This is a genomic window from Streptomyces longhuiensis (genome assembly GCF_020616555.1).
Classification (GTDB): domain Bacteria; phylum Actinomycetota; class Actinomycetes; order Streptomycetales; family Streptomycetaceae; genus Streptomyces; species Streptomyces longhuiensis.
Genome location: NZ_CP085173.1, coordinates 5,423,821 through 5,445,836, shown reverse-complemented (window position 1 = coordinate 5,445,836; position 22,016 = coordinate 5,423,821). Strand labels below are relative to the sequence as shown.

Genomic DNA, 22,016 nt, shown 5'->3' with positions numbered 1-22,016 from the left:
TGCACTCATTCGACAACGCTGCGTAACCCGAGAGGGTTCCCGGCGGTTGCTCCGGACATGGTCTCCATCGTGCCCACCGTGCCCCTGCCCCGTCGGCCGCTCGACGCGGGCGACCCGGTGCGGGAGTGGTACGAGAACGCGCTCGGCTGGGCCACCGCGCGGGGCCCCGAGGGCCTTCAGCTGCTGACGGGGCTGCGCTTCGACGTACTGGAGCTGCCCGCGGAGGCGGGACGTGCCGTGCTGCGGCGGCTGGACCCCGGGTGTCCGGTGGCCCTGCAAGGGGAGACGATGCGCCTGCTGGTGGCCGCGGGCAGCGCGGAGGAGCTGCCGGGGCTGCTCGACTGGCTGGAGTGGGGGGCGCTGCCCCTCGATCTCACCGTGGTCGGTGCGGGCGGTCGGATCGACGCGCCCGCGCCCCCGGGAGTGCCGGACCCCCAGGAGGCCGCTGTCTGGGTGCGGCCCCCCGTGCCCGGATGCGACGTCGAGCCGACACTTCCGGCTCTGACGGCGCTGTCGGCCGTAGGGGGCGGTGGGGGCGCCCCCGGTCTCGTACGGCTGGTGGAAACGGCGGCGACTCAGTGCCACCGGATCCGGTTGCGACGTGCCTGCGCTCAGCCGTTGGCCTTCTCGTAGGCCTCACGGATGGACGCGGGGACACGGCCGCGGTCGTTGACCTCGTAACCGTTCTCCTTGGCCCAGGCACGGATCTGCGCCGTGTCCTGGCTGCCACCGGCCACCGCGGCGCGCGCCTTGCCGCGTCCGCCGGCGGAACGGCCTCCGGTACGACGACCGCCCTTGAGGTACGGCTCAAGAAGTCCACGGAGCTTGTCCGCGTTGGCGGTGGTGAGGTCGATCTCGTAAGTCTTGCCGTCCAACGCGAACGTCACGGTCTCGTCCGCCTCGCCACCGTCGAGGTCGTCGACAAGAAGGACCTGAACCTTCTGTGCCACCGGATTTCCTTTCATCGATATCTGTAGGGCCGGACCCCACGACCTCAGTCGTTGATTCGCCGTCCCCTTGTTATATGCAGTACGCAGTACGTCGGAAAGCAAACCGCTTTTGCTGGAAAAACACAAACCCCTGGGAGAGATCCGGGAGAGACCAAGGACCCCGAGAAGCCCGGAAAGATGCGCGTTTCGGACATAGGGCACCTGGGCAGGGTGCTGCTCAGGAATACCGGGGGGCGATCACAGATGCAGAAGCATCCGGCTGTTGCCCAAGGTGTTCGGTTTCACTCGTTCGAGACCGAGGAACTCCGCGACACCCTCGTCATAGGAACGCAAGAGCTCGCTGTAGACATCGGTGTCGATGGTATCGACGGGTGCCTCTCCGATCTCCACGAAGCCGTGGTTCGCGAAGAACTCCACTTCGAAGGTCAGACAGAAAACCCGGCGAACACCGATCCAGCGCGCGGTCTGCAGCAACTTCTGGAGCAGTTGATGACCGACACCCGCGCCCCTGACCACCGGATTCACGGCGAGGGTGCGGACTTCCGCGAGGTCTTCCCACATCACATGCAGGGCGCCGCAGCCGACGACCTCCGCGTTGTCGTCGCGTTCCGCGACCCAGAACTCCTGGATGTCCTCGTAAAGCGTCACGGTGGCTTTGTCGAGCAGGATCCCCTCGCGGCTGTACGCGTCGAGGAGTCGGCGCACGGCCGGCACATCGGCCGTCCTCGCCCTGCGCACGGTGACTGCTTTTGCGGTGACTTCGGGGAGCTGTGCTGGCATGAGCGGACGCTATCGCCCGTCGTCCGTTGCCGGCTCCCCGGGTCCTTCAGGTTCCTCGGACCCTTCCGATGCTTCAGTCGCTGAAGGCTGTTCGGAGTCCTGTGGCTCTTCACGCCCCTCGGGGGCTTCAGAGCCTTCCGGCTCTTGAGTCGTGAGGGTCTGCGCCTGAGGTCCCTGCACCATGCGCACGGCATCGCTCAGCGCTTCGCGTTGTTCCGGCGACATCATGCCGAAGAAGGCGACGAGAGCCGCCGCCGGGTTGTCGCTCTGGGACCATGCGTCGTTCATCAGCGCGGCGGAGTAGGCGGCGCGAGTGGAGACGGCCTCATATCGATAGGCCCGGCCTTCCGCTTCGCGGCGCACCCAGCCCTTCTGGTGGAGATTGTCCAAAACGGTCATGACCGTGGTGTAGGCGATGGACCGTTCCTGCTGGAGGTCTTCCAGGACTTCGCGAACCGTCACGGGGCGGTTCCACTTCCACACCCGTGTCATCACTGCGTCTTCGAGTTCTCCCAATGGGCGCGGCACGAGCAGCACACTAGTGGCAGAAGTCGGCAATAGGGCGCCGGACGTGGCGAACGGCGCCTGATAACGACAAAAAGGGCGCCCGGTGGGGCGCCCTTCTCAGATGTCGCTCGGCAGCGGGCCCGCCTGGCGGGCCGCCTCGGCGCGGGCGATCGCCGCGTCGACGGCCGCGTCCTCCTTGGCCTTCTTGTCGCCGCCCTGGGACTTCACGATCGTCACGATGAGACCGATGAAGAAGACGGCCATCACTACGGGGGGCACCAGCGCGGAGACGTAGTCCATGCCCCCAGAGTAGCTATCCGACGGCGAGCTCCTGCGGCGGGGCCGCAGGGGGCGCGGGGCGGCGCTTGGGCGGGAAGACCTCGGCCGGGGTGGGCATGGGGCGCGGCGGGGCCGGGGGGTTCCCCGGGGGCCGGGGGTTGGCCGCCGGCTTCCCGGTGGCGGCGAGGCCCCCGGGCAGGGCGAGCAGCCGGGTACGGGAGGCCGGGACACGGGGCTGTGCGACGCGCGTTTCCGCGCGCGCCGGTGCCGGTGCCCAGCCCTCGAGTCTGGCCCGCACGTCGCGCTCGGCGAGCGTGCGGCAGCGTTCGAGGAGGGTGGCGGCGGAGGGGTTGGCGCGCAGGGCGCGCAGGGCGGCGAGGTCGTCGGCGCCGGGCTGGTGGCCCGCCGCCAGCGCCGCGTCGAGCAGTTCCAGATAGCCGGTGGCGGTGCCGGGCAGGGCGGCCCGGTAGCGAGCGAGGTCGGCCAGCAGGAAGGCGCGGATACGGGCGCCTTCGTCGGCTGCCTCGTCGACCGATTCGGCGAGCCGGAGGCAGTCCTGGATGTCCTCGGCGGTGACGGGACTCGGGTGAAGGGCAAGGGCGAGGGCGCGTCGGAGCACACGCAGCTCTTCAGCGCCGAACGCCATGCCGCCGCGGTTTCCGTAGGGCGTGGGCATGGGCCGACGATACGCAGCACAGCGGACAAAATCGGCTTAACCGTCAATTTCCGGCGTGGCTTCACCGCCGGACCGCCCACTCGGGTCACTCGGCCCGAGTCACTCGCCCCGGGTCATTCGCCCCCGGGGCACTCCGGCCAGGTCACTCCGCCCGGCGGCGCGACATGGCGAACACGATCGCGCCCACGCCGAGCGCGGCAGCGGCCGCCGCGGCCACCCACGGCAGGAACCCCGCACCGGTCGCCGCCATGGACCCGGCCGTGCCCGACGTCCCCGAGCCGCCCGACGTCACGGAGGACGTGGCGGAAGCGGAGGGCGAGGGGGTCGCGGTGCCGCCCGAGGCCGACGGGGACGGCGACGGGGAGGGGGACGCGTCGCCGACGGTGATCGCCGCCTCGTCGTTCGACTCGTCCGGGTCGTTCAGGACGATCCCGTCGCCGGGGCGCACGGTGACCGTGCCGCGGGCGGCGCCGGCGGCGAGGTCCTTCTCGTAGCCGACCTGGAAGCGGTACATCTGGCCGTCGCCGCTCTCCTCGGCGACGGTGTCCGGGCAGAGGTAGCGGCGGTGGCCCGGCTCGAAGGGCGAGGTCTTGCCTCCGGTGTACGTGTAGCAGTCGCCGCTCGCCTGGTCGTCGGGCTCCTCGTCGACGCGCACGCTCTTGGCGACGACGCCCTCGGGGAGCGTCACCTCGGCGTAGGCCACGGGCTTGCCGTCGGGGTGGGCGACCACGGCGGGGCCCGCGTTGCGCAGGCCGAAGGCGAGCGGGTGGGTGGAGCCCTTCTTGCCGGGCGTGAGGACGGCGCCGACCGCGAGGAAGTCGGCGGCGTTGTCGGCGTCGTACGTCACCCGGTGGCTGTCGGCGAAGTCCTTGCCCGTGGCGGGGGTCAGGGTGAGCGCCGCGCCCTTGCCGGGGGTGCCACCGGTGTCCGTACCGGAGGAGGCCGGGAGGGCCTCGGCGGTGATGTCGGTCCAGGTGTGGAAGGCGTCCTTGCCGAGGGACCCTCCGAGCGGGTCGGAGAATCCAACCGTGTCACCCGGGGCGATCGCCGTCTTGAAGACGCAGGTCACGTCGGCGTCGTCCCTGCCGAAGTCGCCCGGCAGGTAGAGGCAGTTGCTGTGCTTCCCGGCGAACGTGACCCCCGGGCTGCCCGTGAGGCGGACGGTGATCTGTTCGGTGGGCAGGTCGCCCGTGTTGCGCAGGACCACGGGGTAGTCGACGGACTGGCCGGGCGTCAGGCCGGACCGGGCGGGCAGTGCGGCGACCTGGATCTTCGGGGAGCCGATGACGACCTTGGAGGTCTCGGTGGCGGGGGTCGCCTTGTCCGCCGTGACCTCGTAGCGCAACGTCCCGGTGTCGCCGGGCTTCGCGCCGGCGACCGCGCTGAGCGTGAAGGGCTCGAACGGGCCGTGCAGATTGCCGTTGTCCAGGCAGGTGACGACGGCGCCGTCCGTCGTGCACTGGTCGTTCTTTGCCTTGATCGTGGCGACGCCCTTGAGGCCGCTCGCGTCGATCACGAACTTGGCGTTCTCCGGCAGCGGGAGGCCGTCCACGCCGTCGTCGGCGAAGCTGTAGCCCGCGTCGGGCGCGATGGCCGTGCCCGTCGCCGGGACGGCTATCTGCGCGGGCGCGTTGATGACCGCGTAGGACTGTGTGGGGCCGTCGGCGGCCCGGGCCGTGGCGCTCGCGAGACCGACCCCGGTCAGCGCGATCGCCGCCGTCGCAGTCGCCAACTGTCTGCCCTTACGCCACATTTCGCCCCACGTCCCTCGCATGCCGACTCGTGCCCCGTCTCTGCGGAGACGAGCGAAGCGTACGAACGGTTGCACCCTTCGCGCACGCCTTGTCGAAAGTCCGTGCGCGAAGGGGCAGTTGAGGCGCCGCCGAAAAGGCAGGCTGCCGGAAAGTCAGCCGCCGAAAATGCCGGCCGTCGAAAGGGCGTGCTGCCGAAGGGGCGTCAGGAGCGGGAGACGTTCCGCTCGTAGACCAGCCGCAGGCCGATCAGCGTCAGCCACGGCTCGTGCTCGTCGATCACCGCGGCCTCGCCGAGCACCATGGGCGCCAGGCCACCCGTGGCGATGACGGTCACGTCGTCCGGGTCGTCGGCGAGCTCGCGCGCCATACGGGTCACCACGCCGTCGACCTGGCCCGCGAAGCCGTACAGGATGCCGGACTGCATGGCCTCGACGGTGTTCTTGCCGATGACGCTGCGCGGGCGGGCGATCTCGATCTTGCGGAGCTGGGCGCCCCTGACGCCCAGGGCCTCCACGGAGATCTCGATGCCGGGGGCGATGACGCCGCCGGCGTACTCCCCGCGCGCGGAGACCGCGTCGAAGGTGGTCGCCGTGCCGAAGTCGACGACGATGGCGGGCCCCCCGTAGAGCTCGACCGCCGCGACCGCGTTGATGATGCGGTCGGCGCCGACCTCCTTGGGGTTGTCCATGAGGATCGGGACACCGGTCTTGATGCCGGGCTCCACGAGGACGGCGGGCACGTCCCCGTAGTAGCGCCGGGTGACCTCGCGCAGCTCGTGCAGGACCGAGGGGACGGTCGAGCAGATCGCGATGCCGTCGATGCCGTCGCCGAGTTCGTCGCCGAGCAGCGGGTGCATGCCCATCAGGCCCTGGAGGAGCACGGCGAGCTCGTCGGCGGTACGGCGGGCGTCGGTGGAGATGCGCCAGTGCTCGACGATCTCCTCCCCGTCGAACAGGCCGAGGACGGTGTGCGTGTTGCCTACGTCGATGGTGAGCAGCATGGCGACTACTCCGCCGCGCGCAGGTCGAGGCCGATGTCCAGGATCGGCGACGAGTGGGTCAGCGCGCCCACCGCGAGGAAGTCGACGCCCGTCGCGGCGTACTCGCGCGCGTTCGCCAGGGTCAGCCGGCCCGAGGACTCCAGGAGGGCGCGGCCGCCCACGATCGCGACGGCCTCCTGGGTCTCGGCCGGCGTGAAGTTGTCCAGGAGGATCAGGTCTGCGCCCGCCTCCACGACCTCGCGCAGCTGGTCCAGGGTGTCGACCTCGACCTCGACGGCGAGGCCCGGGAAGGACTCCCGTACGGCCTTGAAGGCCTGCGCGACGCCGCCGGCGGCGACCACGTGGTTGTCCTTGACCAGAGCCGCGTCGGAGAGCGACATGCGGTGGTTGACGCCGCCGCCCATCCGGACGGCGAACTTCTCCAGGGAGCGCAGGCCGGGCGTCGTCTTGCGGGTGTCGCGGACGTTCGCCGTGGTCCCCTCCAGCGCGTCCGCCCACGCGCGCGTGGCGGTCGCGATGCCGGACAGGCGGCACAGGATGTTGAGGGCGCTGCGCTCGGCGGTCAGCAGGTCGCGGGTGCGGGTGGTGACGCTGAGGAGCTTCTGCCCGGCGGTGATCCGGTCACCGTCCTCCGCGTGCCGCTCGACCTCGAACTCGTCCGTGCAGACCACGGAGAGCACGGCCTCGGCGACGCGCAGACCCGCCACGACGCCGTCCTCGCGGGCGGTGAAGTCGGCCGTGGCGACGGCGTCCTCGGGGATGGTGGCGACCGTGGTGACGTCCACGCCGCCGTCCAGGTCCTCGGCGATGGCCATGTGCGCGATGTCCTCGACCTCCACGGGGTCGAGGCCCGCGTCGGCCAGGAGCTGGGAGAGGGCGGGGTCGAGGCCGCACTCCATCATGTCGGCGTCGGCTCCGCCGCAGCCGCAGCCGTCGCCGCAGCCGCCGCTCTCGGCGAGGGGGAGGTCGGGGGTACTCACGTCTCTCACTGCTCCTGCTGGTTTGTACGGCACTCGGGGCGGGTCGGGGGGAATTCTGCGGTGGGCGTGGTGTGCGTGGCCAGCGTCCGGTCGGGATTCAGCCGTACGACGATGTGGCGGCGCCATGCCGCGTCGTCGCGGTCGGCGTGGTCCTCGCGCCAGTGGCAGCCGCGGGTCTCCTCGCGGCGGCGGGCCGCGGCGACGAGGACGCGGGCGACGCACAGGAGGTTGGTGGCCTCCCAGGTGTCGACGCCGGGCTCCGCGGTCTTGCCGTTCTCCGCGAGGGCGCCCGCCGCTTCGGCGTGGATACGGCCGAGTCCCGCGGCGGCCTCGGCGAGGGAGTCCGCGGAGCGCAGCACGCCGGCCCCCTGCGTCATGACGCGCTGGATGGCGAACCGCGCCTCGGCCGGCATCAGGGGGTGGGTCGGGGTCTCCGGGTGCGGCACAGGAGCCGGCACGCGCGCGTGCAGGGCGTTCTCCTGGTGGCTCGCGGCGATGTCGTCCGCGATGCGCTCGGCGTAGACCAGGCCCTCCAGGAGCGAGTTGGAGGCGAGGCGGTTCGCGCCGTGGACGCCGGTGCAGGCGACCTCTCCGCACGCGTACAGGCCGGGGACCGTCGTGCGGCCCTGGAGGTCCGTACGGACGCCTCCGGAGGCGTAGTGCGCGGCGGGCGCCACGGGAATGGGCTCGGTGACCGGGTCGATGCCGTGGGCGCGGCAGGCGGCGAGGATCGTGGGGAACCGGGTCTCCCACATCTCGGCGCCGAAGTGCCGGGCGTCCAGGTACATGTGCTCGGTGCCCAGCTCCTGCATGCGGCGCGTGATGCCCTTGGCGACGATGTCGCGGGGCGCGAGCTCGGCCAGTTCGTGCTGACCCACCATGAAGCGGACCCCGTCGGCGTCGACGAGGTGGGCGCCCTCGCCGCGTACGGCCTCGGAGACCAGCGGCTGCTGGCCCTCCGCGTCCGCGCCGAGGAAGAGCACCGTCGGGTGGAACTGCACGAATTCCAGGTCGGAGACCTCGGCACCCGCGCGCAGGGCGAGCGCGACGCCGTCGCCGGTGGAGACGTGCGGATTGGTCGTGGCGGAGAAGACCTGGCCCATGCCACCGGTCGCGAGGACCACGGCGGGCGCGAGCGCGGCGCCGACGCCGTCGTGCTGGCCCTCCCCCATGACGTGCAGGGAGACGCCCGCCGTGCGGCCGTCGGCGTCCGTCAGGAGATCGAGGACCAGGGCGTTCTCGACGGTCCTGATGCCACGCGCGCGTACCGCCTCGACGAGGGCGCGAGAGATCTCGGCGCCGGTGGCGTCGCCGCCCGCGTGCGCGATGCGGCGGCGGTGGTGGCCGCCCTCCCGGGTGAGCGCGAGGTCGCCGTCGGCCGACTCGTCGAAGTGGGCGCCGGTCGCGATGAGCCGCCGTACGGCGTCGGGGCCCTCCGTGACGAGGGTGCGGACCGCTTCCTCGTCGCACAGGCCCGCGCCCGCGACGAGCGTGTCGTCGAGATGCTGCTCGGGGGTGTCGCCCTCGCCGAGCGCCGCGGCGACGCCGCCCTGTGCCCAGCGCGTGGAGCCGTCGTCGAGGCGGGCCTTGGTGACGACGACGGTCCGCAGTCCGGCCGCCTGGCAGCGCAGGGCCGCGGTGAGTCCGGCGACACCGGAGCCGACGATCACGACGTCGGCGGTGACGGACCAGCCGGGCGCGGGCGCGTGCAGGCGTATGCCGGTCGCTGTACCGGTGGCTGTGGTCCCTGTGGCACTCATACGGGAGCTCCGAAGGTCAGGGGGATGTTGTCGATCAGCCGCGTCGCACCGACCCTGGCGGCGACGGCGAGCACGGCTTCTCCGGTGTAGCCGCGCTTCACGTCGGTGAAGTCGGCAGGATCCACGAGGGCGAGGTAGTCCAGCGTGAGCGGCGGCCGGAGGCGCGCGGCCTCGTCGAGGACCTGGCGGGCCGCGGCACGGACGGCTTCGGGGCCGCCGGGCGACGCCTTCGCGACGGCGTGCGCGTCGGCCGCGGCACGGGCCTCGCCGATCGCGTTCAGGGCATCGGCACGCGCGTGCGTGGAGGGCGCCTCGTGCGCACGCGCGCGCAGGGCCTCCTGGGCGGCGTGCCGGTCGCGACCGGCGAAGAGCGCCTGAGACAGGGCGAGCGCGGTGCGCCGCTCCTCGGCGGAGAGGTAGCGGTTGCGGCTGGACAGGGCCAGGCCGTCGTCCTCGCGCACGGTGGGTACGCCGACGATCTCCACGGGGAAGTTCAGGTCGCGCACCATGCGGCGGACCAGGGCGAGCTGCTGGGCGTCCTTCTGCCCGAACAGCGCGATGTCGGCCGCGGTCAGGTGCAGCAGTTTGGCGACGACGGTGAGCATGCCGTCGAAGTGGCCGGGCCGCGAGGAGCCTTCGAGGCGCTCGCCCATGGGGCCCGCGGCGACGCGGACCTGGGGCTCGCCGCCGGGGTAGACCTCGTCCGCGGAGGGCGCGAACACCACGTCGGCCCCCGCCTGCTCGGCGAGCTTGACGTCGGAGTCGAGGGTGCGCGGATAGCGGTCGAGGTCCTCGCCCGCGCCGAACTGGAGCGGGTTCACGAAGACGGTCGCCACCACTTCGCCGTCGGCACCGGCGATCGAGCGGGCCGTGCGGATCAGTTCGGCGTGGCCGTCGTGCAGGGCACCCATCGTCATGACGACGGCACGCCGGCCCGCACGCGTGCGCGTGCGCAGTTCATCGGCGGTGTGCAGCACTGTGGTCATCGCTTGTCTCCCTCGGCGCCGTCGGCCAGGACATCCAGCAGGTCCTCGGCGAGTTCGGGCTTGAGCAGGCCGTGCGCGAGGGCACGGTCGGCGGTGGCGCGGGCCATCGCCAGATACCCGGCGACGGTCTCGGGCGCGTGCTTGCGCAGTTCGGTGACATGGGCGGCGACCGTGCCCGCGTCCCCGCGCGCGACGGGCCCGGTGAGCGCCGCGTCACCGGACCTGAGGGCGTTGTCGAGGGCCGCGCCGAGCAGCGGGCCGAGCATCCGGTCGGGAGCTTCGACGCCCGCGGTCCGGAGCAGTTCCATGGATTCGGCGACCAGCGTGACCAGGTGGTTCGCGCCGAGGGCGAGCGCCGCGTGGTACAGCGGGCGCGACTCCTCACGGATCCACTCGGGCTCGCCGCCCATCTCGATGACGAGCGCCTCCGCGGCGAGTCGCAGCTCCTCGGGAGCGGTCACGCCGAAAGCGCAGCCGGCCAGCCGCTGTACGTCCACGGGGGTGCCCGTGAACGTCATGGCGGGGTGCAGCGCGAGCGGCAGGGCGCCGGCCCGCAGTGCGGGGTCGAGCACCTTCGTGCCGTAGCGCCCCGAGGTGTGCACGATCAGCTGCCCCGGACGTACGGAACCGGTCTCGACGAGCCCTTCCACGAGGCCGGGCAGCGCGTCGTCGGGCACCGTGAGGAGCACGAGTTCGGCGCGCGCGAGGACCTCGGCGGGCGTCACGACGGGAACGTCGGGCAGCATGAGACCGGCCCGGCGCACGGATGCCTCGGAGACCGCGGAGACGGCGACCGGGCGGTGCCCCGCGAGGGCCAGGGAGGCCGCGAGGGCGGGGCCGACACGGCCCGCGCCGACCACGCCGACGGTGAGCCGGGCGGGGCGGTCCCTCGGGTCGGTGGGTTCGGGTCGAGGAGGTGCGTTCACAGGACGACGGCCTTCCGTTCCAGTCCGCTCGGGGTACCGGACGATTTCTCGTCATGTTAACGCGATCTGCTCCACGGGCTCCGGCCCGTCCACAGGCTGTGGGCAACCGCACGCGCGTACGACATCATCGGCGGATGACGGAAAGCGAAGAGCGGGAGAACCCCGCGGCGGACGACGAGACGAAGGCGCGGGAGCGCCGCGCCGCGGCCGTGCGGGGCGCCGAGCGGATCCTGGGCGCGCGCGGCCTCGACGCCACCATCGGTGAGCGTCTGACGGCCCTCACGGAGGCCGCCTGGTCGGTCGCCGACCCGGACCGGAGCGGCGATCTGTACGGCGACGGCATCGTCGCCGACCTGGAGGAGCGCGTGGCGGGGCTCCTCGGTACCGAGGCGGCCGCCTACTTCCCCACCGGCACGATGGCGCAGCAGGTCGCCCTGCGCTGCTGGGCGGGCCGTACGGGGAACCCGACGGTCGCCCTGCACCCGATGGCACACCCGGAGCGGCACGAGCGCGGCGCCTTCGGCGCGCTGAGCGGCCTGCGCACCGTCCACCCGACGACCGAGCCACGGCTGCCCGACGCCGACGAGGTGCGCGACTTCGCCGAGCCCTTCGGCGCGCTGATGCTCGAACTGCCGCTCCGGGAGGCCGGTTACGTACTGCCCACCTGGGACGAGCTGGTCGCCGTCACCGAGGCGGCCAGGGAACGCGACGCCGTCGTGCACTTCGACGGGGCGCGCCTGTGGGAGTGCACCACCCACTTCGGGCGCTCCCTGGCCGAGATCGCCGACCTCGCCGACAGCGTGTACGTGTCGTTCTACAAGACCCTCGGCGGCCTCAGCGGTGCGGCGCTCGCCGGGCCCCGGTCGTTCGTCGAGGAGGCGAAGACCTGGCGCCACCGCTACGGGGGCCAGCTCTTCCAGCAGTTCCCCGCGGTGCTCTCGGCCCTGGTCGGCCTGGAGCGGGAGCTGCCGCGTGTGCCCGAGTACGTGGCCCACGCGCGCGTGGTCGCCGAGGCGCTGCGCGAAGGCTTCACCGAGGCCGGGGTGCCGTGGGTGCGGGTGCACCCCGAGGTGCCGCACACGCACGAGTTCCAGGTCTGGCTGCCGTACGCCTCCGAACGGCTCGACGAGGCGTCGGTGCTGCAGGCCGAGCAGACCCGGACGGCGCTGTTCCGGCGCTGGTGGGAGCAGGGTCCTCCGGGGCTCTCGGTCACCGAGGTCACGGTCTCCGCGCGCGGGCTCGAATGGACCGCCGACGACGTCCGCGCGGCCGTCGCGGACTTCGTGGCACGGATCCCCCCGGAGGCCGCCGCCCAGGACGTCTGACCGGCGCAGCCCGACCGGCGTGCGTCAGGGGCCGGCAGGTCAGCAGCCCGCCGCGCCGCGGTGCGGGTGGATCAGGCGGGACAGGGCCGCGAGGATCCGGCCGTGCGCCGGGCGGCCGGCGATGACCGCGCGGAAACGGCGGTAGTCGCGCAACTCGCGGATGGTGCTCCAGTCGTGGACGCCCGGCGCCGGCGGGGCGGGCTCCCCGTGCAGGGAGGCGCGGTAGACATCCAGTGCGTGCTGCTGATTGATGCTCATGACGTACCCCTCACTGGTCTTCTCATTGTCACGTCATGACCAGGAATACGGCTATTCAGAGAGCTTTATTTGCTTTACAGGGCTTTATTGACACTGTTCGGCATTCATCGCTCTTTGCCGCTTCGGTCCGACATCAAGGAGACTCCGCCCGTCGGCCACGCCCGGTCACGCGGATTGACGGGAGCCGTCAATCGAGAACTCGGTTGTCCGACCCCGCGTGCACCATGGAGTCATGAGCGTGAGCATCGACATCAGCGGGCTGGCCCCGGAGCGGATCAGTGTCGTGCCCTCGCCCCTGGCCGAGCTGGGCATGGCGCTGCACGCGCTGGCCGAGCCCGCGCACCACCCGGGGCTCCAGGGCTGGACGACTGCGGTGTCCGCGCGCCTCGACCCGTGCCTCGCGGACCGGCTCTGCGAGGCGGACTTCCTGTGGCGGACGACGTTCTCGGACGTGTTCGCGCCGTTCGCCGGGATCCCGGGCCGGGCCACCCTGCCCGGCGCCACCCTCGCCGAGGAGCTCGACCTGCTCGACAAACTGACTGACCGTCAGTTCGTGGACGCTGCGCTCGAGTTCACCTGCCAGAACAGCTACGCGCTGCGCGAGGACAACCCGCTGGACGACCCGGACATGCACCGTCGCGCCCTGGACCTCGCGGCCACACGCGGACTGCCCCAGGTCCAGTTCACCCAGCGGCTCCTGGACGACCCACCCGCCGTGCGCGCCTGGTTCCGCCGGCTCGTGGAGGACTGCGAGGAGGCCTTCTTCGCGGACATCTGGGCCCGCGTCCACCACCAACTGGCGGCCGACGCCCGGCACAAGACCGAGCTCCTGAGGCGCAAGGGCCTGGCCGAGGCGCTGACGGCGGTGTCGTCGGTCGTCACGCTCGACGAGACGGCGAAGCTGATCACCGTCGACAAGATCACCGTGGGTCGCACGACCACCGAGGACGGCGGGCTCGTCCTCGTGCCGACCACCCTCGGCTGGCCGCACCTCATGGTGCTGCACCGCTTCGGCTGGCAGCCGGCGATCACGTATCCCGTCGGCTCACCCGGCCTCACCACACCGGCGACCGTCGAGCAGCTCACGCTCCGGATGACGGCCCTCGCGCACCCCGTACGCATGCGCCTGTGCCGCCACCTCGCACGCGGCGCGTACACGACGAGTGAGCTCTCCGACGCGCACGGGATGACGGCACCGGAGATATCCCGGCACCTGACCGTGCTCAAGAAGGCGGGCCTGATCACCACGCGCCGCCGGGGCCGCTACGTCCAGCACCAGCTGGATCTGACGGCCGTCGCCCGCCTGGGCAGCGACTTCATCGAGGGCGTACTGCGCTGACCTCTCACGAAGGTCAGGCAGCTCCTCCGCCGGCCCGTACGAGCCCTGTCTCGTAGGCGAGGACGACGACCTGGACGCGGTCGCGCAGGTTCAACTTGGTGAGGATGCGGCCCACGTGCGTCTTCACCGTCGCCTCCGACAGGACGAGCCGGGCGGCGATCTCGCCGTTCGACAGGCCCTGCGCGACGAGGATCATGACCTCGCGCTCGCGCTCGGTGAGCCGGCCGAGCTCGGCGAGCTGCGGCTCCTTCCCGGAGCTGGGCAGCATCGGCGCGAAGCGGTCGAGCAGCCGCCGCGTCGTCGACGGCGCGACCACCGCGTCGCCGCTGTGCACGGCCCTGATCGCGCCGAGCAGCTCGCCGGGCGGCACGTCCTTGAGCATGAACCCCGACGCCCCGGCCTTCAGCCCCGAGAAGGCGTACTCGTCGAGGTCGAACGTCGTCAGGATGAGCACCTTCGGCGGGTTCTCGTCCATGCAGATCCGCCGGGTCGTCTCCACGCCGTCCAGCTTCGGCATGCGGACGTCCATCAGGACCACGTCGACCGCCGTGCCGCGCAGCACCTCCAGAGCCTCGACCCCGTCGCCCGCCTCGGCGACGACCTCCATGTCCGGCTGGGCGTCGAGCACCATCCGGAAGCCGGTGCGCAGCAGCACCTGGTCGTCGACGAGCATCACGCGGATCGCCATGAAGGGGGTCCCTTTCGGTACGTGTACGGGGTCGGGTTCAGTGCGTGTACGGCGTCAGTGGGCGGGCTTGAGCGGCAGCAGCGCGCTGATCCGGAATCCGCCGCCGGGGCGCGGTCCCGCGTCGAGCGTCCCGCCGACCATACCGACGCGCTCCCGCATGCCGATGAGTCCGTGCCCCCGGCCGTCGGCGCCCCCGTCCTCGTACAGCTCGTGCGGGGCGCCCTTGCCGTCGTCCTCGACGAGCAGGCCGAGGCCGTCGTCGAAGTAGACGAGCCGGACGCTCGCGCCCGCGTTCGCGCCGCCGTGCTTACGGGTGTTGGTGAGCGCCTCCTGCACGATGCGGTACGCGGTCAGCTCGACGCCGCTGGGCAGCGGGCGCGGGGTGCCCTCGACCTTGAAGTCGACCGGCAGGCCCGCGGTACGCACCTGCTCGATCAGCTCGTCGAGCTGCTCCACGTCGGGCTGCGGCACGTACTCACCGCTCTCCTGGTGCTCACCGGTGCGCAGCACTCCGAGCAGGCGCCGCATCTCGGCGAGCGCCTGCCGGCCGGTCCCGGAGATCGTCTCCAGGGCCTTCCTCGCCTGCTCGGGAGCCGTGTCCATGACGTACGCGGCGCCGTCCGCCTGCACCACCATCACCGACACGTTGTGGGCGACGACGTCGTGCAGCTCGCGCGCGATCCGGGCCCGCTCTGCGGCGACGGCGACCTTCGACTGGGCCTCGCGCTCCTTCTCCAGACGCGCGGCGCGCTCCTCCAGCTGCGCCAGGTAGGCGCGGCGCGTGCGGACGGAGTCACCGAGCACCCAGGCCAGGGCGAACGGCACCATCTGGAAGATCGTGATCAGCACGTTGCCCGCGCTGCTCGTCTCGTGCATCGGCCAGCGCAGCTGCGAGAGAGGCGCCGCGCACAGGCCGCCGACGAGGGCGAATCTGGACGCCCACCGCGGGCTGTCCGCCGCCACGGTGTAGATGATCACCAGCATGGCGAAGTCGGCCGGCTGCACGCGGACGTCCGCGACGAGCTGGAAGACGCCCACGACGGCGATGAGGATCAGCATCCGCTCGGGAACGCGCCTGCGCAGGGCGACGGCCAGGCTCAGCGCCAGGACGACCGGGACGCCCAGGAGACGGGCGTTGCCCTGCATGTTCTCCTGCCCCGCTATGAGACTCATGCCGGAGACCCCGAGGAGGACGACGGCCCAGAAGCTGTCGACCCACGTCGGGTGTCGGCGGAAGAAGTCGTAGAGGCGCTGCACGTAACCCAGCGTAAAGAAGCGTGCAGTGTGCAGAGGTCAACCGGAGGATCGATCCGAGTACCGCCGGCGTACTCCCCAAGGTGGAGGCCGAGCCCTTCTCGACGCCTAGGACCTCTCGTCCGGATCGGGCTGGATCAGGGAGCGGGGTCGATCCGAACGAGAGGTCCTAGCCTTTGCCCGTGACGAACGAGCGGTGGGGTGCGGGGCGTGGGTGGCGCGAGGCGACGGAGGAGGCGCTGTACGGGCCGTGCGGCTTCTATCGCAGGCCCGAGGGGCCCGCGGGGCATTTCCGCACGTCGGTGCATGCGTCTCCGCTGTTCGCCGGGGCCGTCGCGCGGCTTCTGTGCCGGGTGGACGAGGCGCTCGGGGGCCCGCCGGAACTCGCCTTCGTCGACATGGGCGCGGGCCGCGGCGAGCTGGTGACCGGCGTCCTGGGGGCGCTGCCCGCCGAGGTGGCGGCCCGCACGCGCGCGTACGCGGTGGAACGGGCGGAGCGTCCCGCCGGCCTCGACCACCGCATCGAGTGGTGCGCACACCCCCCGAAGGGGGTCACCGGACTCCTCTTCGCGAACGAGTGGCTCGACAACGTCCCCCTGGACGTCGTCGAGGCCGACGCCTCGGGAGTGCCGCGCCACGTCCTCGTACAGCAGGACGGGACCGAGGCGCTCGGGGAGCCCGTGGTGGACGGGCCGGAAGCGGAGTGGCTGGACCGGTGGTGGCCGCTCGCCGGCGAACCGGGGCTCCGCGCGGAGATCGGCCTTCCCAGGGACACCGCCTGGGCCGCGGCCACGGGGACGCTGGAGCGCGGTGCGGCGGTCGCCGTCGACTACGCGCACTCCCGCGATGCCCGGCCGCCCTTCGGGACGCTGACGGGCTTCCGTGAGGGCCGTGAGACGCCGCCCGTGCCGGACGGCTCGTGCGACATCACGGCCCATGTGGCGCTCGACGCGTGCGCGCTCCCGGGCACCCTGCCCCTCACGCAGCGCGCGGCCCTGCACGCCCTCGGGGTGAGCGGCGGCCGTCCGCCGCTGTCGCTCGCCTCCAGCGATCCGGCGGCCTACGTACGGGCCCTGTCCGGGGCGGGCGAGGCCGCCGAGCTGACCGCGGCGGGCGGGCTCGGCGACTTCGGCTGGCTGGTGCAGCCCGTGGGCGTACGGGCGCGGGACCTGCTACTTGTCGATGTCGCCGACGACGAAGAACAGTGACCCGAGGATCGCCACCATGTCGGAGACGAGCGTGCCGGGCAGCAGCTCGGCGAGCGCCTGGATGTTGTTGTACGAGGCGGACCGCAGCTTGAGCCGGTACGGCGTCTTCTCGCCCTTGCTGACCAGGTAGTAGCCGTTGATCCCGAGCGGGTTCTCGGTCCACGCGTACGTATGGCCCTCGGGCGCCTTGAGGACCTTCGGCAGGCGCTGGTTGACGGGGCCGGGCGGCAGCTCGGCGAGCCGGTCCAGGCAGGCGTCGGCGAGGTCCAGGGCGTTGTGGGTCTGCTCCAGGAGCACCTCGAAGCGGGCCAGGCAGTCACCCTCGCGCCGCGTGACGACCTTCAGGGTGTCCTGGAGCTCCCCGTACGCGAGATACGGCTCGTCGCGGCGCAGGTCGAAGTCGACGCCGGAGGCGCGGGCGATCGGACCGCTCACTCCGTAGGAGTGCACCGCCTCCGGGGACAGCACGCCCACGTTGCGCGTGCGGCCCCGGAAGATCTCGTTGCCGAGGACCAGGTCGTCGTACACGTCCATGCGCGAGCGCACCGAGGCGACCGCCTCACGCGCGCGGGTGGTCCAGCCGGCCGGCACGTCCTCCTTGAGGCCGCCGACGCGGTTGAACATGTAGTGCATGCGGCCGCCGGACATCTCCTCCATGACGTTCTGGAGTTCCTCGCGCTCCCGGAAGGCATAGAACACCGGGGTGATTCCGCCCAGTTCGAGCGGGTACGAACCAAGGAACATCAGGTGGTTGAGGACCCTGTTCAGCTCCGCGAGCAGGGTGCGCAGCCACACCGCGCGCTCAGGGACCTCCATGCCGAGCATTCGCTCGACGGCGAGGACGACCCCGAGTTCGCTCGAGAAGGCGGAGAGCCAGTCGTGGCGGTTGGCCAGCATCACGATCTGCCGGTAGTCGCGGGCCTCGAAGAGCTTCTCCGCGCCGCGGTGCATGTAGCCGATGACCGGCTCGGCCTGCTGGATGCGCTCGCCGTCGAGCACGAGGCGCAGGCGCAGCACCCCGTGCGTGGACGGGTGCTGCGGGCCGATGTTGAGCACCATGTCGGTGGTCTCGGCGGCGCCGCCGATGCCGACCGTCGTCTCCGTCGTGGGCGTCATGGGAACAGTGTCTCGTACGTAGGGTGGGTGCATGGAAACGGGGACTGAGGGGACGGCCGCTCCGAGGGCGGGAGCCGGGGCGGAGCCGGTGTGGACCGGGCTCCCCAGGGGGCTGCTGAAGGTGCGCAGGCTGCTGCTCGCGCTGTGGCTGGTGCCGCTGACGGTGGCGCTTGGGGTGCTGCTCGGGGTGTTCGCCGGCGGCGTGTGGGCGGCGTTCGCGCTGCTGCCGCTCGCCGGGCTGCTGTGGGGATGGCCGATGCTCGGGCGCAACTGGCGCTCGTGGCGCTACGCCGAGCGCGCCGACGACCTGCTGATCAGCCGGGGCGTCCTGTGGCGTGAGGAAACGATCGTGCCGTACGGGCGCATGCAGCTCGTCGAGGTCACGTCCGGGCCGCTGGAGCGGAGGTTCGGGCTCGCGAGTCTCCAGCTGCACACGGCGGCCGCGGCGACCGACGCCACGATCCCCGGCCTGACGCCCGCCGAGGCCGAGCGCCTGCGCGACCGGCTCACCGAACTCGGCGAGGCCCGATCGGCGGGGCTGTGACCGCCCCGGACGTCCACGAGGACGTACGGGACCAGGATCTGACCGCCGAGGCGCGCGAGCGGCGCCTGCACCCCGTCACGCCGCTGCGCCGGGCCTGGGCGCCCGTCGCGATCGTCCTCGGCTGGGCGGTCCACGACCTGAACGAGGCGCAGCGCAGGCTCGCCCAGCTCACCGCGACCACCCTCCTCATCGGCATCGCCGTACTGATCCCGGCCGCCGCCCTCTACGGGTTCCTGACCTGGTGGTTCACGCACTTCTCCGTCACCGACGCCGAACTGCGCATCCGTACGGGCCTGTTGTTCCGCCGCACCGCCCACATCCGGCTCGACCGGATCCAGGCCGTGGACGTCACCCAGCCGCTGCTCGCCCGCTTCGTGGGCGTCGCCAAGGTCAAACTGGATGTCATAGGCGCGGACAAGAAGGACGAACTCGCTTATCTCGGCGAGCGCGAGGCCCGCGAGCTGCGCGCCGAACTGCTCGCCCGCGCGGCCGGGTTCGCGCCCGAGACCGTGCGCGACGTCGGCGAGGCACCGGCCGAGCAGATCCTGCACGTGCCGCCCCGCATGCTCGCCGTCTCCCTCCTGCTCACCGGCGGGCCCTGGGCGATGCTGCTCGCCGCGGTCGTCGTGCCGACACTGCTGTGGTTCGCCACCCACAACCTGTGGACGGTGCTCGCCGTGGCGATCCCGCTCGCGGGCGGCGCCGGCACGAACAGCGTGGGCCGCTTCGTCAAGGAGTACGACTGGACGGTGGGCGAGTCGCCGGACGGCCTGCGCATCGACCACGGCCTCCTCGACCGCGACCACGAGACGGTGCCGCCGGGTCGGGTGCAGACCGTACGGATCGTGGAGCCGCTGCTGTGGCGGCGACGCGGCTGGGTGCGCGTGGAACTGGCCGTGGCCGGCTCGTCGAACTCCGTCCTCGTGCCGGTCGCGCCGCGCGAGGTCGCGGAGGGCGTGGTGGAGCGAGTGCTTCCGGGGGTGACGGTGCCCGGCGCGGAGGCGCTGACCCGGCCGCCGAAGCGCGCGGCGTGGTGCGTGCCGGTGTGGTGGCGGGGCTACGGGCTCGCGACGACCGACGCGGTGTTCGCGTCCCGGCACGGTCTGCTGCGGCGGCGGCTCGCGCTGGTGCCGCACGCGAAGGTGCAGAGTGTGCGGCTCACTCAGGGGCCCTGGGAGCGATTCCGGGGCGTGGCCGACGTCCATGTGGACACGGGCGCCGACAAGACGGTGACGGCCCGGCTGCGGGACGCCGGGGAGGCGGCGGAACTCCTGCGCGCCCAGGCGGACCGCTCACGGACGGGACGGAAGGTGGCACGGCCCGACCGCTGGATGGCCCCGTGAGGGCGGCGGCACGGCGATGGGGCGGGGCCCGGTGTGTGTCACACCGGGGCCCCGCCCCATTTACGTCCTACGCGCTGACGTCTCTGCCGTACGTGCTGACATCCCCGCCGAACGTGCTGACATCCCCGCCGCCGGAACCTACGCCCGCATCGCCGACCGCAGCTCCGCCACGTCGATCTGTTCCGTCTCGTCGTGAGCGGTCAGGTCGATGACCTGACTGACGCCCTCGCCCGAGGTCGTGGCGTCGGCCTGCTTGAACTCGGCCTCCGCGTCCGCCTTGTGGAGCGCGAGCGCCTCCTCGCCGACGACGTCCGCGAGGTCGGTGTTCTGCACGGCCTCCAGGGCCGCGGGCGCCACACCCTTCGTACCGAAGAAGTCGAATCCGCCCTCGACCAGGGGCCGCCGCACCGCCGCGGGCGGCACGACCGCCGCCGCGGCCGGGACGGTGAAGTGGCCGGGGACGCCGGACGGCAGGGCGGCCACGTGCTCGTGCTCCTGTGCGCGGGCCGCCTCGGGCTTCCCCTGCGGCTCACCGCCCTGGGGAGCCTCGGCCTTCGGGCCTTCGCCCCGCGGGGGGTTCGCGGCGCGCGCCATACGGTCGAGCGCGGCGTTCGCCCGCAGATAGAGCACCGGAGAGGTCACCGGCGCGCCGGTGGACGTGGCGCGCTGCGCCGGGACGAGCTCGGCGCCGGGTGCCGGGGTGGCGGCCGCGGGCAGCGCACGCGCCGGGGCCGAGGCCTCTATCGCGAGCTGCCTGCGGCCCTCCAGGGCGCTGGCCCGCTCCGTCTCCGCGGTCGCGTAGCGCCGCAGCAGGGCCGCGTGCTCGTTGCGCAGGGCCGCGAGCTCGGTGCGCTTGCCGCGCAGCTTCGCCTCCATCTTGAAGCGCAGCTCACGCGACTCCTCGAGGTCCGTCTCGAGTTCGGCGACCCGCTCGTCGTGGCGCCATTCGTCGCTCGCCCGCGACCGGTTCAGCTCGGCGACGCGCTTGCCCGCCAGCCGGTCCCAGCGGCGCATGACGACCGCGCCCACCACGGCGGCGCAGGCGGCGGCACCGACCAGTCCGCGCAGCACGAACGGCTCCGCGGTCAGCCAGGCGCCGGCCGCGCAGACGAGCGGGACGCCTGCGATCGCCGAGGGGGGAAGCAGCCTGTGCAGGGGTGGGGAATGGCGGTGACGTCCACGTGGCATGGCCAGAAACTTACCGCGCGTAGGCGAATCGTGGTGCCCCGGCAGCCAAAATCCCGTGGTCTTCTGTCCCGCCACTCCCATTCACCCCTGAACTCGGCGCCTTTGCCGATCAGCTCCTGCGCGGACCGTTCAGTTCTTCAGGAGGCCCTTCGACTGGAGATACTCCTTGGCCACATCGGCCTCCTTCTGGCGCTCCGCGTCGACCTTCCGGTTGAGCTCGACGAGATCGCCGGTCGTCAGCGTCTTGGTCAGCTTCCCGAGTACGGCGGCTATCTCCTTGTCGCCCGCGTCCTTGGTGTTCACGACCGGAACGATGTTGTCCGCGTTCTGGAGCTTCTTGTCGTCCTCCAGGAGCACCAGACCGAAGTTCTTCAGCGTGGCGTCCGTGGTGGTCGTCAGGACCAGCTGGTCCTCACCGTTCTTGACGGCCTGCTTGGCCTGCGTGGTGCCGACGCCCTTGGGGTCGATCCCGCTGACCTTGATGCCGTACGTCTTCTCGAGACCCGGGGCACAGAAGGGCCGCTTCTCGCATTCGTCACCGGCCGCGATCTTGACCTTCTGGCCGGACTTACCCAGGTCCGAAAGGGTCTTCAGATGGTGCTGCTTCGCGTAATCCGCGCTGACCGCGAAGGCGTTCTGGTCGACGGCCTCTCCGGCGTCGAGCACGGTCAGTCCCTCGGGCCCGGCGAGTCCGCGCAGCGCGGTGACCGTCGCGTCAAGATCACTTGAGGCGACGGGCTTGGCGTCCGCGCCGTTCTTCTTGAGATTGAGGAATTCCGCGAGCGTCGCCGCGTATTCGGGAACGACGTCGATGGCGCCCTTGGCGAGCTGGGGCTCGTAGATCTCGCGGTTCTCGACGGTCTTGACCGAGGCGGAGTATCCGGCGTCGGCCAGAACCTGCTTGTAGAGCTCCGCCATCACCTTCGATTCGGTGAACCCGGCGGCGCCGACGACGACCGTGCCCTTCTTGCCGCTCCCCGCCGAGTCGGAGCCGGCCTTGTCGCTCTTGCCGCCCTCCAGGCTGTCCCCGCCGCACGCGGTGAGTCCGGTGGTGAGCGCGCCGACGGCGACCGCCGCCACGGCGATCCGTCGCGTTCTGCTGTTCATCGTTGTCCACCCAATCGAAAGCCGGAATGATCGAAAAGCCTTGACGAG

At 71.9% G+C, this 22,016-nt stretch carries 23 protein-coding genes; 6 read left to right on the top strand and 17 right to left on the bottom strand.

The annotated features are described in order from the left end of the window. The first annotated feature begins 57 nt into the window (after positions 1 to 57). A complete protein-coding gene (locus LGI35_RS25240; RefSeq protein ID WP_227296620.1) occupies positions 58 to 633 on the top strand; it encodes an SCO3374 family protein in 576 nt (191 codons plus the stop codon). Here the strand turns inward: LGI35_RS25240 and LGI35_RS25235 are convergent. From LGI35_RS25235 to LGI35_RS25185, 11 genes are all read right to left on the bottom strand, one after another. After that, positions 612 to 950 (bottom strand): histone-like nucleoid-structuring protein Lsr2, encoded by a 339-nt coding sequence (locus LGI35_RS25235; protein WP_100597736.1) that lies wholly within the window; start codon positions 948 to 950, stop codon positions 612 to 614. The two genes, LGI35_RS25240 and LGI35_RS25235, sit on opposite strands and share 22 nt — an antisense overlap. A gap of 237 nt (positions 951 to 1,187) precedes the next feature. Continuing rightward, complete coding sequence (locus LGI35_RS25230; RefSeq protein ID WP_116511473.1) at positions 1,188 to 1,730, bottom strand: amino-acid N-acetyltransferase; 543 nt, start codon at positions 1,728 to 1,730, stop codon at positions 1,188 to 1,190. A gap of 9 nt (positions 1,731 to 1,739) precedes the next feature. Beyond that, positions 1,740 to 2,258: a BlaI/MecI/CopY family transcriptional regulator gene (locus LGI35_RS25225; protein WP_227300493.1), complete on the bottom strand. Its 519-nt coding sequence runs from the start codon at positions 2,256 to 2,258 to the stop codon at positions 1,740 to 1,742. 96 nt (positions 2,259 to 2,354) lie between these two features. Continuing rightward, positions 2,355 to 2,537, bottom strand: coding sequence for a hypothetical protein (locus LGI35_RS25220; protein WP_165914649.1), 183 nt, complete (start codon positions 2,535 to 2,537; stop codon positions 2,355 to 2,357). Positions 2,538 to 2,550: 13 nt separating this feature from the next. Further along, positions 2,551 to 3,192 (bottom strand): hypothetical protein, encoded by a 642-nt coding sequence (locus LGI35_RS25215; RefSeq protein ID WP_227296619.1) that lies wholly within the window; start codon positions 3,190 to 3,192, stop codon positions 2,551 to 2,553. A gap of 142 nt (positions 3,193 to 3,334) precedes the next feature. Next, positions 3,335 to 4,924: a hypothetical protein gene (locus tag LGI35_RS25210; protein ID WP_227296618.1), complete on the bottom strand. Its 1,590-nt coding sequence runs from the start codon at positions 4,922 to 4,924 to the stop codon at positions 3,335 to 3,337. Between the two features lie 224 nt (positions 4,925 to 5,148). Continuing rightward, positions 5,149 to 5,946: a type III pantothenate kinase gene (locus LGI35_RS25205; protein WP_100597731.1), complete on the bottom strand. Its 798-nt coding sequence runs from the start codon at positions 5,944 to 5,946 to the stop codon at positions 5,149 to 5,151. A 5-nt stretch (positions 5,947 to 5,951) separates the two neighbouring features. After that, the gene (nadC, locus tag LGI35_RS25200; protein WP_227296617.1) at positions 5,952 to 6,926 is read right to left on the bottom strand and encodes a carboxylating nicotinate-nucleotide diphosphorylase; all 975 of its coding nucleotides are present in this window, start codon (positions 6,924 to 6,926) and stop codon (positions 5,952 to 5,954) included. Positions 6,927 to 6,931: 5 nt separating this feature from the next. Then, positions 6,932 to 8,686 (bottom strand): L-aspartate oxidase, encoded by a 1,755-nt coding sequence (locus LGI35_RS25195; protein ID WP_227296616.1) that lies wholly within the window; start codon positions 8,684 to 8,686, stop codon positions 6,932 to 6,934. Further along, positions 8,683 to 9,672, bottom strand: a complete 990-nt coding sequence (gene panC / locus LGI35_RS25190) for a pantoate--beta-alanine ligase (RefSeq protein ID WP_361046031.1) — start codon at positions 9,670 to 9,672, stop codon at positions 8,683 to 8,685. The genes LGI35_RS25195 and panC overlap by 4 nt, the downstream gene beginning before the upstream one ends. After that, on the bottom strand, positions 9,669 to 10,598 hold the full coding sequence (locus LGI35_RS25185; RefSeq protein WP_227296615.1) for a Rossmann-like and DUF2520 domain-containing protein: 930 nt from the start codon (positions 10,596 to 10,598) through the stop codon (positions 9,669 to 9,671). The genes panC and LGI35_RS25185 overlap by 4 nt, the downstream gene beginning before the upstream one ends. A gap of 134 nt (positions 10,599 to 10,732) precedes the next feature. On the opposite strand from LGI35_RS25185, the gene LGI35_RS25180 reads away from it, so the two are divergent. Continuing rightward, positions 10,733 to 11,923 (top strand): threonine aldolase family protein, encoded by a 1,191-nt coding sequence (locus LGI35_RS25180; RefSeq protein ID WP_227296614.1) that lies wholly within the window; start codon positions 10,733 to 10,735, stop codon positions 11,921 to 11,923. A 39-nt stretch (positions 11,924 to 11,962) separates the two neighbouring features. On the opposite strand, the gene LGI35_RS25175 is transcribed toward LGI35_RS25180, so the two are convergent. Next, complete coding sequence (locus tag LGI35_RS25175) at positions 11,963 to 12,181, bottom strand: hypothetical protein (protein WP_227296613.1); 219 nt, start codon at positions 12,179 to 12,181, stop codon at positions 11,963 to 11,965. 232 nt (positions 12,182 to 12,413) lie between these two features. On the opposite strand from LGI35_RS25175, the gene LGI35_RS25170 reads away from it, so the two are divergent. Further along, positions 12,414 to 13,520: a DUF5937 family protein gene (locus LGI35_RS25170; protein WP_227296612.1), complete on the top strand. Its 1,107-nt coding sequence runs from the start codon at positions 12,414 to 12,416 to the stop codon at positions 13,518 to 13,520. 13 nt (positions 13,521 to 13,533) lie between these two features. Here the strand turns inward: LGI35_RS25170 and LGI35_RS25165 are convergent, their stop codons facing one another. Both LGI35_RS25165 and LGI35_RS25160 read right to left on the bottom strand, forming a co-directional pair. After that, positions 13,534 to 14,208, bottom strand: a complete 675-nt coding sequence (locus tag LGI35_RS25165) for a response regulator (RefSeq protein ID WP_227296611.1) — start codon at positions 14,206 to 14,208, stop codon at positions 13,534 to 13,536. 54 nt (positions 14,209 to 14,262) lie between these two features. Then, entirely contained in the window at positions 14,263 to 15,465 is a 1,203-nt protein-coding gene (locus tag LGI35_RS25160) for a sensor histidine kinase (RefSeq protein WP_227296610.1), read from the bottom strand. Positions 15,466 to 15,644: 179 nt separating this feature from the next. Between LGI35_RS25160 and LGI35_RS25155 the strand changes: the two genes are divergently transcribed. Further along, positions 15,645 to 16,670, top strand: coding sequence for an SAM-dependent methyltransferase (locus LGI35_RS25155; RefSeq protein ID WP_227296609.1), 1,026 nt, complete (start codon positions 15,645 to 15,647; stop codon positions 16,668 to 16,670). Here LGI35_RS25155 and LGI35_RS25150 read toward each other — a convergent pair. Further along, complete coding sequence (locus LGI35_RS25150) at positions 16,635 to 17,786, bottom strand: NADH-quinone oxidoreductase subunit D (RefSeq protein ID WP_227296608.1); 1,152 nt, start codon at positions 17,784 to 17,786, stop codon at positions 16,635 to 16,637. The two genes, LGI35_RS25155 and LGI35_RS25150, sit on opposite strands and share 36 nt — an antisense overlap. 31 nt (positions 17,787 to 17,817) lie before the next feature. Between LGI35_RS25150 and LGI35_RS25145 the strand changes: the two genes are divergently transcribed. Beyond that, positions 17,818 to 18,330, top strand: a complete 513-nt coding sequence (locus LGI35_RS25145) for a PH domain-containing protein (RefSeq protein ID WP_227296607.1) — start codon at positions 17,818 to 17,820, stop codon at positions 18,328 to 18,330. Continuing rightward, positions 18,327 to 19,673: a PH domain-containing protein gene (locus LGI35_RS25140; protein ID WP_227296606.1), complete on the top strand. Its 1,347-nt coding sequence runs from the start codon at positions 18,327 to 18,329 to the stop codon at positions 19,671 to 19,673. The genes LGI35_RS25145 and LGI35_RS25140 overlap by 4 nt, the downstream gene beginning before the upstream one ends. A 138-nt stretch (positions 19,674 to 19,811) precedes the next feature. On the opposite strand, the gene LGI35_RS25135 is transcribed toward LGI35_RS25140, so the two are convergent. Next, complete coding sequence (locus LGI35_RS25135) at positions 19,812 to 20,861, bottom strand: hypothetical protein (RefSeq protein WP_227296605.1); 1,050 nt, start codon at positions 20,859 to 20,861, stop codon at positions 19,812 to 19,814. 129 nt (positions 20,862 to 20,990) lie between these two features. Continuing rightward, positions 20,991 to 21,968, bottom strand: coding sequence for an ABC transporter substrate-binding protein (locus LGI35_RS25130; protein ID WP_116511502.1), 978 nt, complete (start codon positions 21,966 to 21,968; stop codon positions 20,991 to 20,993). Positions 21,969 to 22,016 lie beyond the last annotated feature (48 nt).

Excerpts from the sequence above, each read along its gene's own strand:
- LGI35_RS25150 (WP_227296608.1), bottom strand. The coding sequence starts at position 17,786 with ATGACGCCCACGACGGAGACGACGGTCGGCATCGGCGGCGCCGCCGAG.
- LGI35_RS25205 (WP_100597731.1), bottom strand. The coding sequence starts at position 5,946 with ATGCTGCTCACCATCGACGTAGGCAACACGCACACCGTCCTCGGCCTG.
- LGI35_RS25215 (WP_227296619.1), bottom strand. The coding sequence starts at position 3,192 with ATGCCCACGCCCTACGGAAACCGCGGCGGCATGGCGTTCGGCGCTGAA.
- LGI35_RS25195 (WP_227296616.1), bottom strand. The coding sequence starts at position 8,686 with ATGAGTGCCACAGGGACCACAGCCACCGGTACAGCGACCGGCATACGC.
- LGI35_RS25175 (WP_227296613.1), bottom strand. The coding sequence starts at position 12,181 with ATGAGCATCAATCAGCAGCACGCACTGGATGTCTACCGCGCCTCCCTG.
- LGI35_RS25135 (WP_227296605.1), bottom strand. The coding sequence starts at position 20,861 with ATGCCACGTGGACGTCACCGCCATTCCCCACCCCTGCACAGGCTGCTT.
- panC (WP_361046031.1), bottom strand. The coding sequence starts at position 9,672 with ATGACCACAGTGCTGCACACCGCCGATGAACTGCGCACGCGCACGCGT.
- LGI35_RS25240 (WP_227296620.1), top strand. The coding sequence starts at position 58 with ATGGTCTCCATCGTGCCCACCGTGCCCCTGCCCCGTCGGCCGCTCGAC.
- LGI35_RS25165 (WP_227296611.1), bottom strand. The coding sequence starts at position 14,208 with ATGGCGATCCGCGTGATGCTCGTCGACGACCAGGTGCTGCTGCGCACC.
- LGI35_RS25180 (WP_227296614.1), top strand. The coding sequence starts at position 10,733 with ATGACGGAAAGCGAAGAGCGGGAGAACCCCGCGGCGGACGACGAGACG.
- LGI35_RS25170 (WP_227296612.1), top strand. The coding sequence starts at position 12,414 with ATGAGCGTGAGCATCGACATCAGCGGGCTGGCCCCGGAGCGGATCAGT.
- LGI35_RS25145 (WP_227296607.1), top strand. The coding sequence starts at position 17,818 with ATGGAAACGGGGACTGAGGGGACGGCCGCTCCGAGGGCGGGAGCCGGG.
- LGI35_RS25130 (WP_116511502.1), bottom strand. The coding sequence starts at position 21,968 with ATGAACAGCAGAACGCGACGGATCGCCGTGGCGGCGGTCGCCGTCGGC.
- LGI35_RS25230 (WP_116511473.1), bottom strand. The coding sequence starts at position 1,730 with ATGCCAGCACAGCTCCCCGAAGTCACCGCAAAAGCAGTCACCGTGCGC.
- LGI35_RS25220 (WP_165914649.1), bottom strand. The coding sequence starts at position 2,537 with ATGGACTACGTCTCCGCGCTGGTGCCCCCCGTAGTGATGGCCGTCTTC.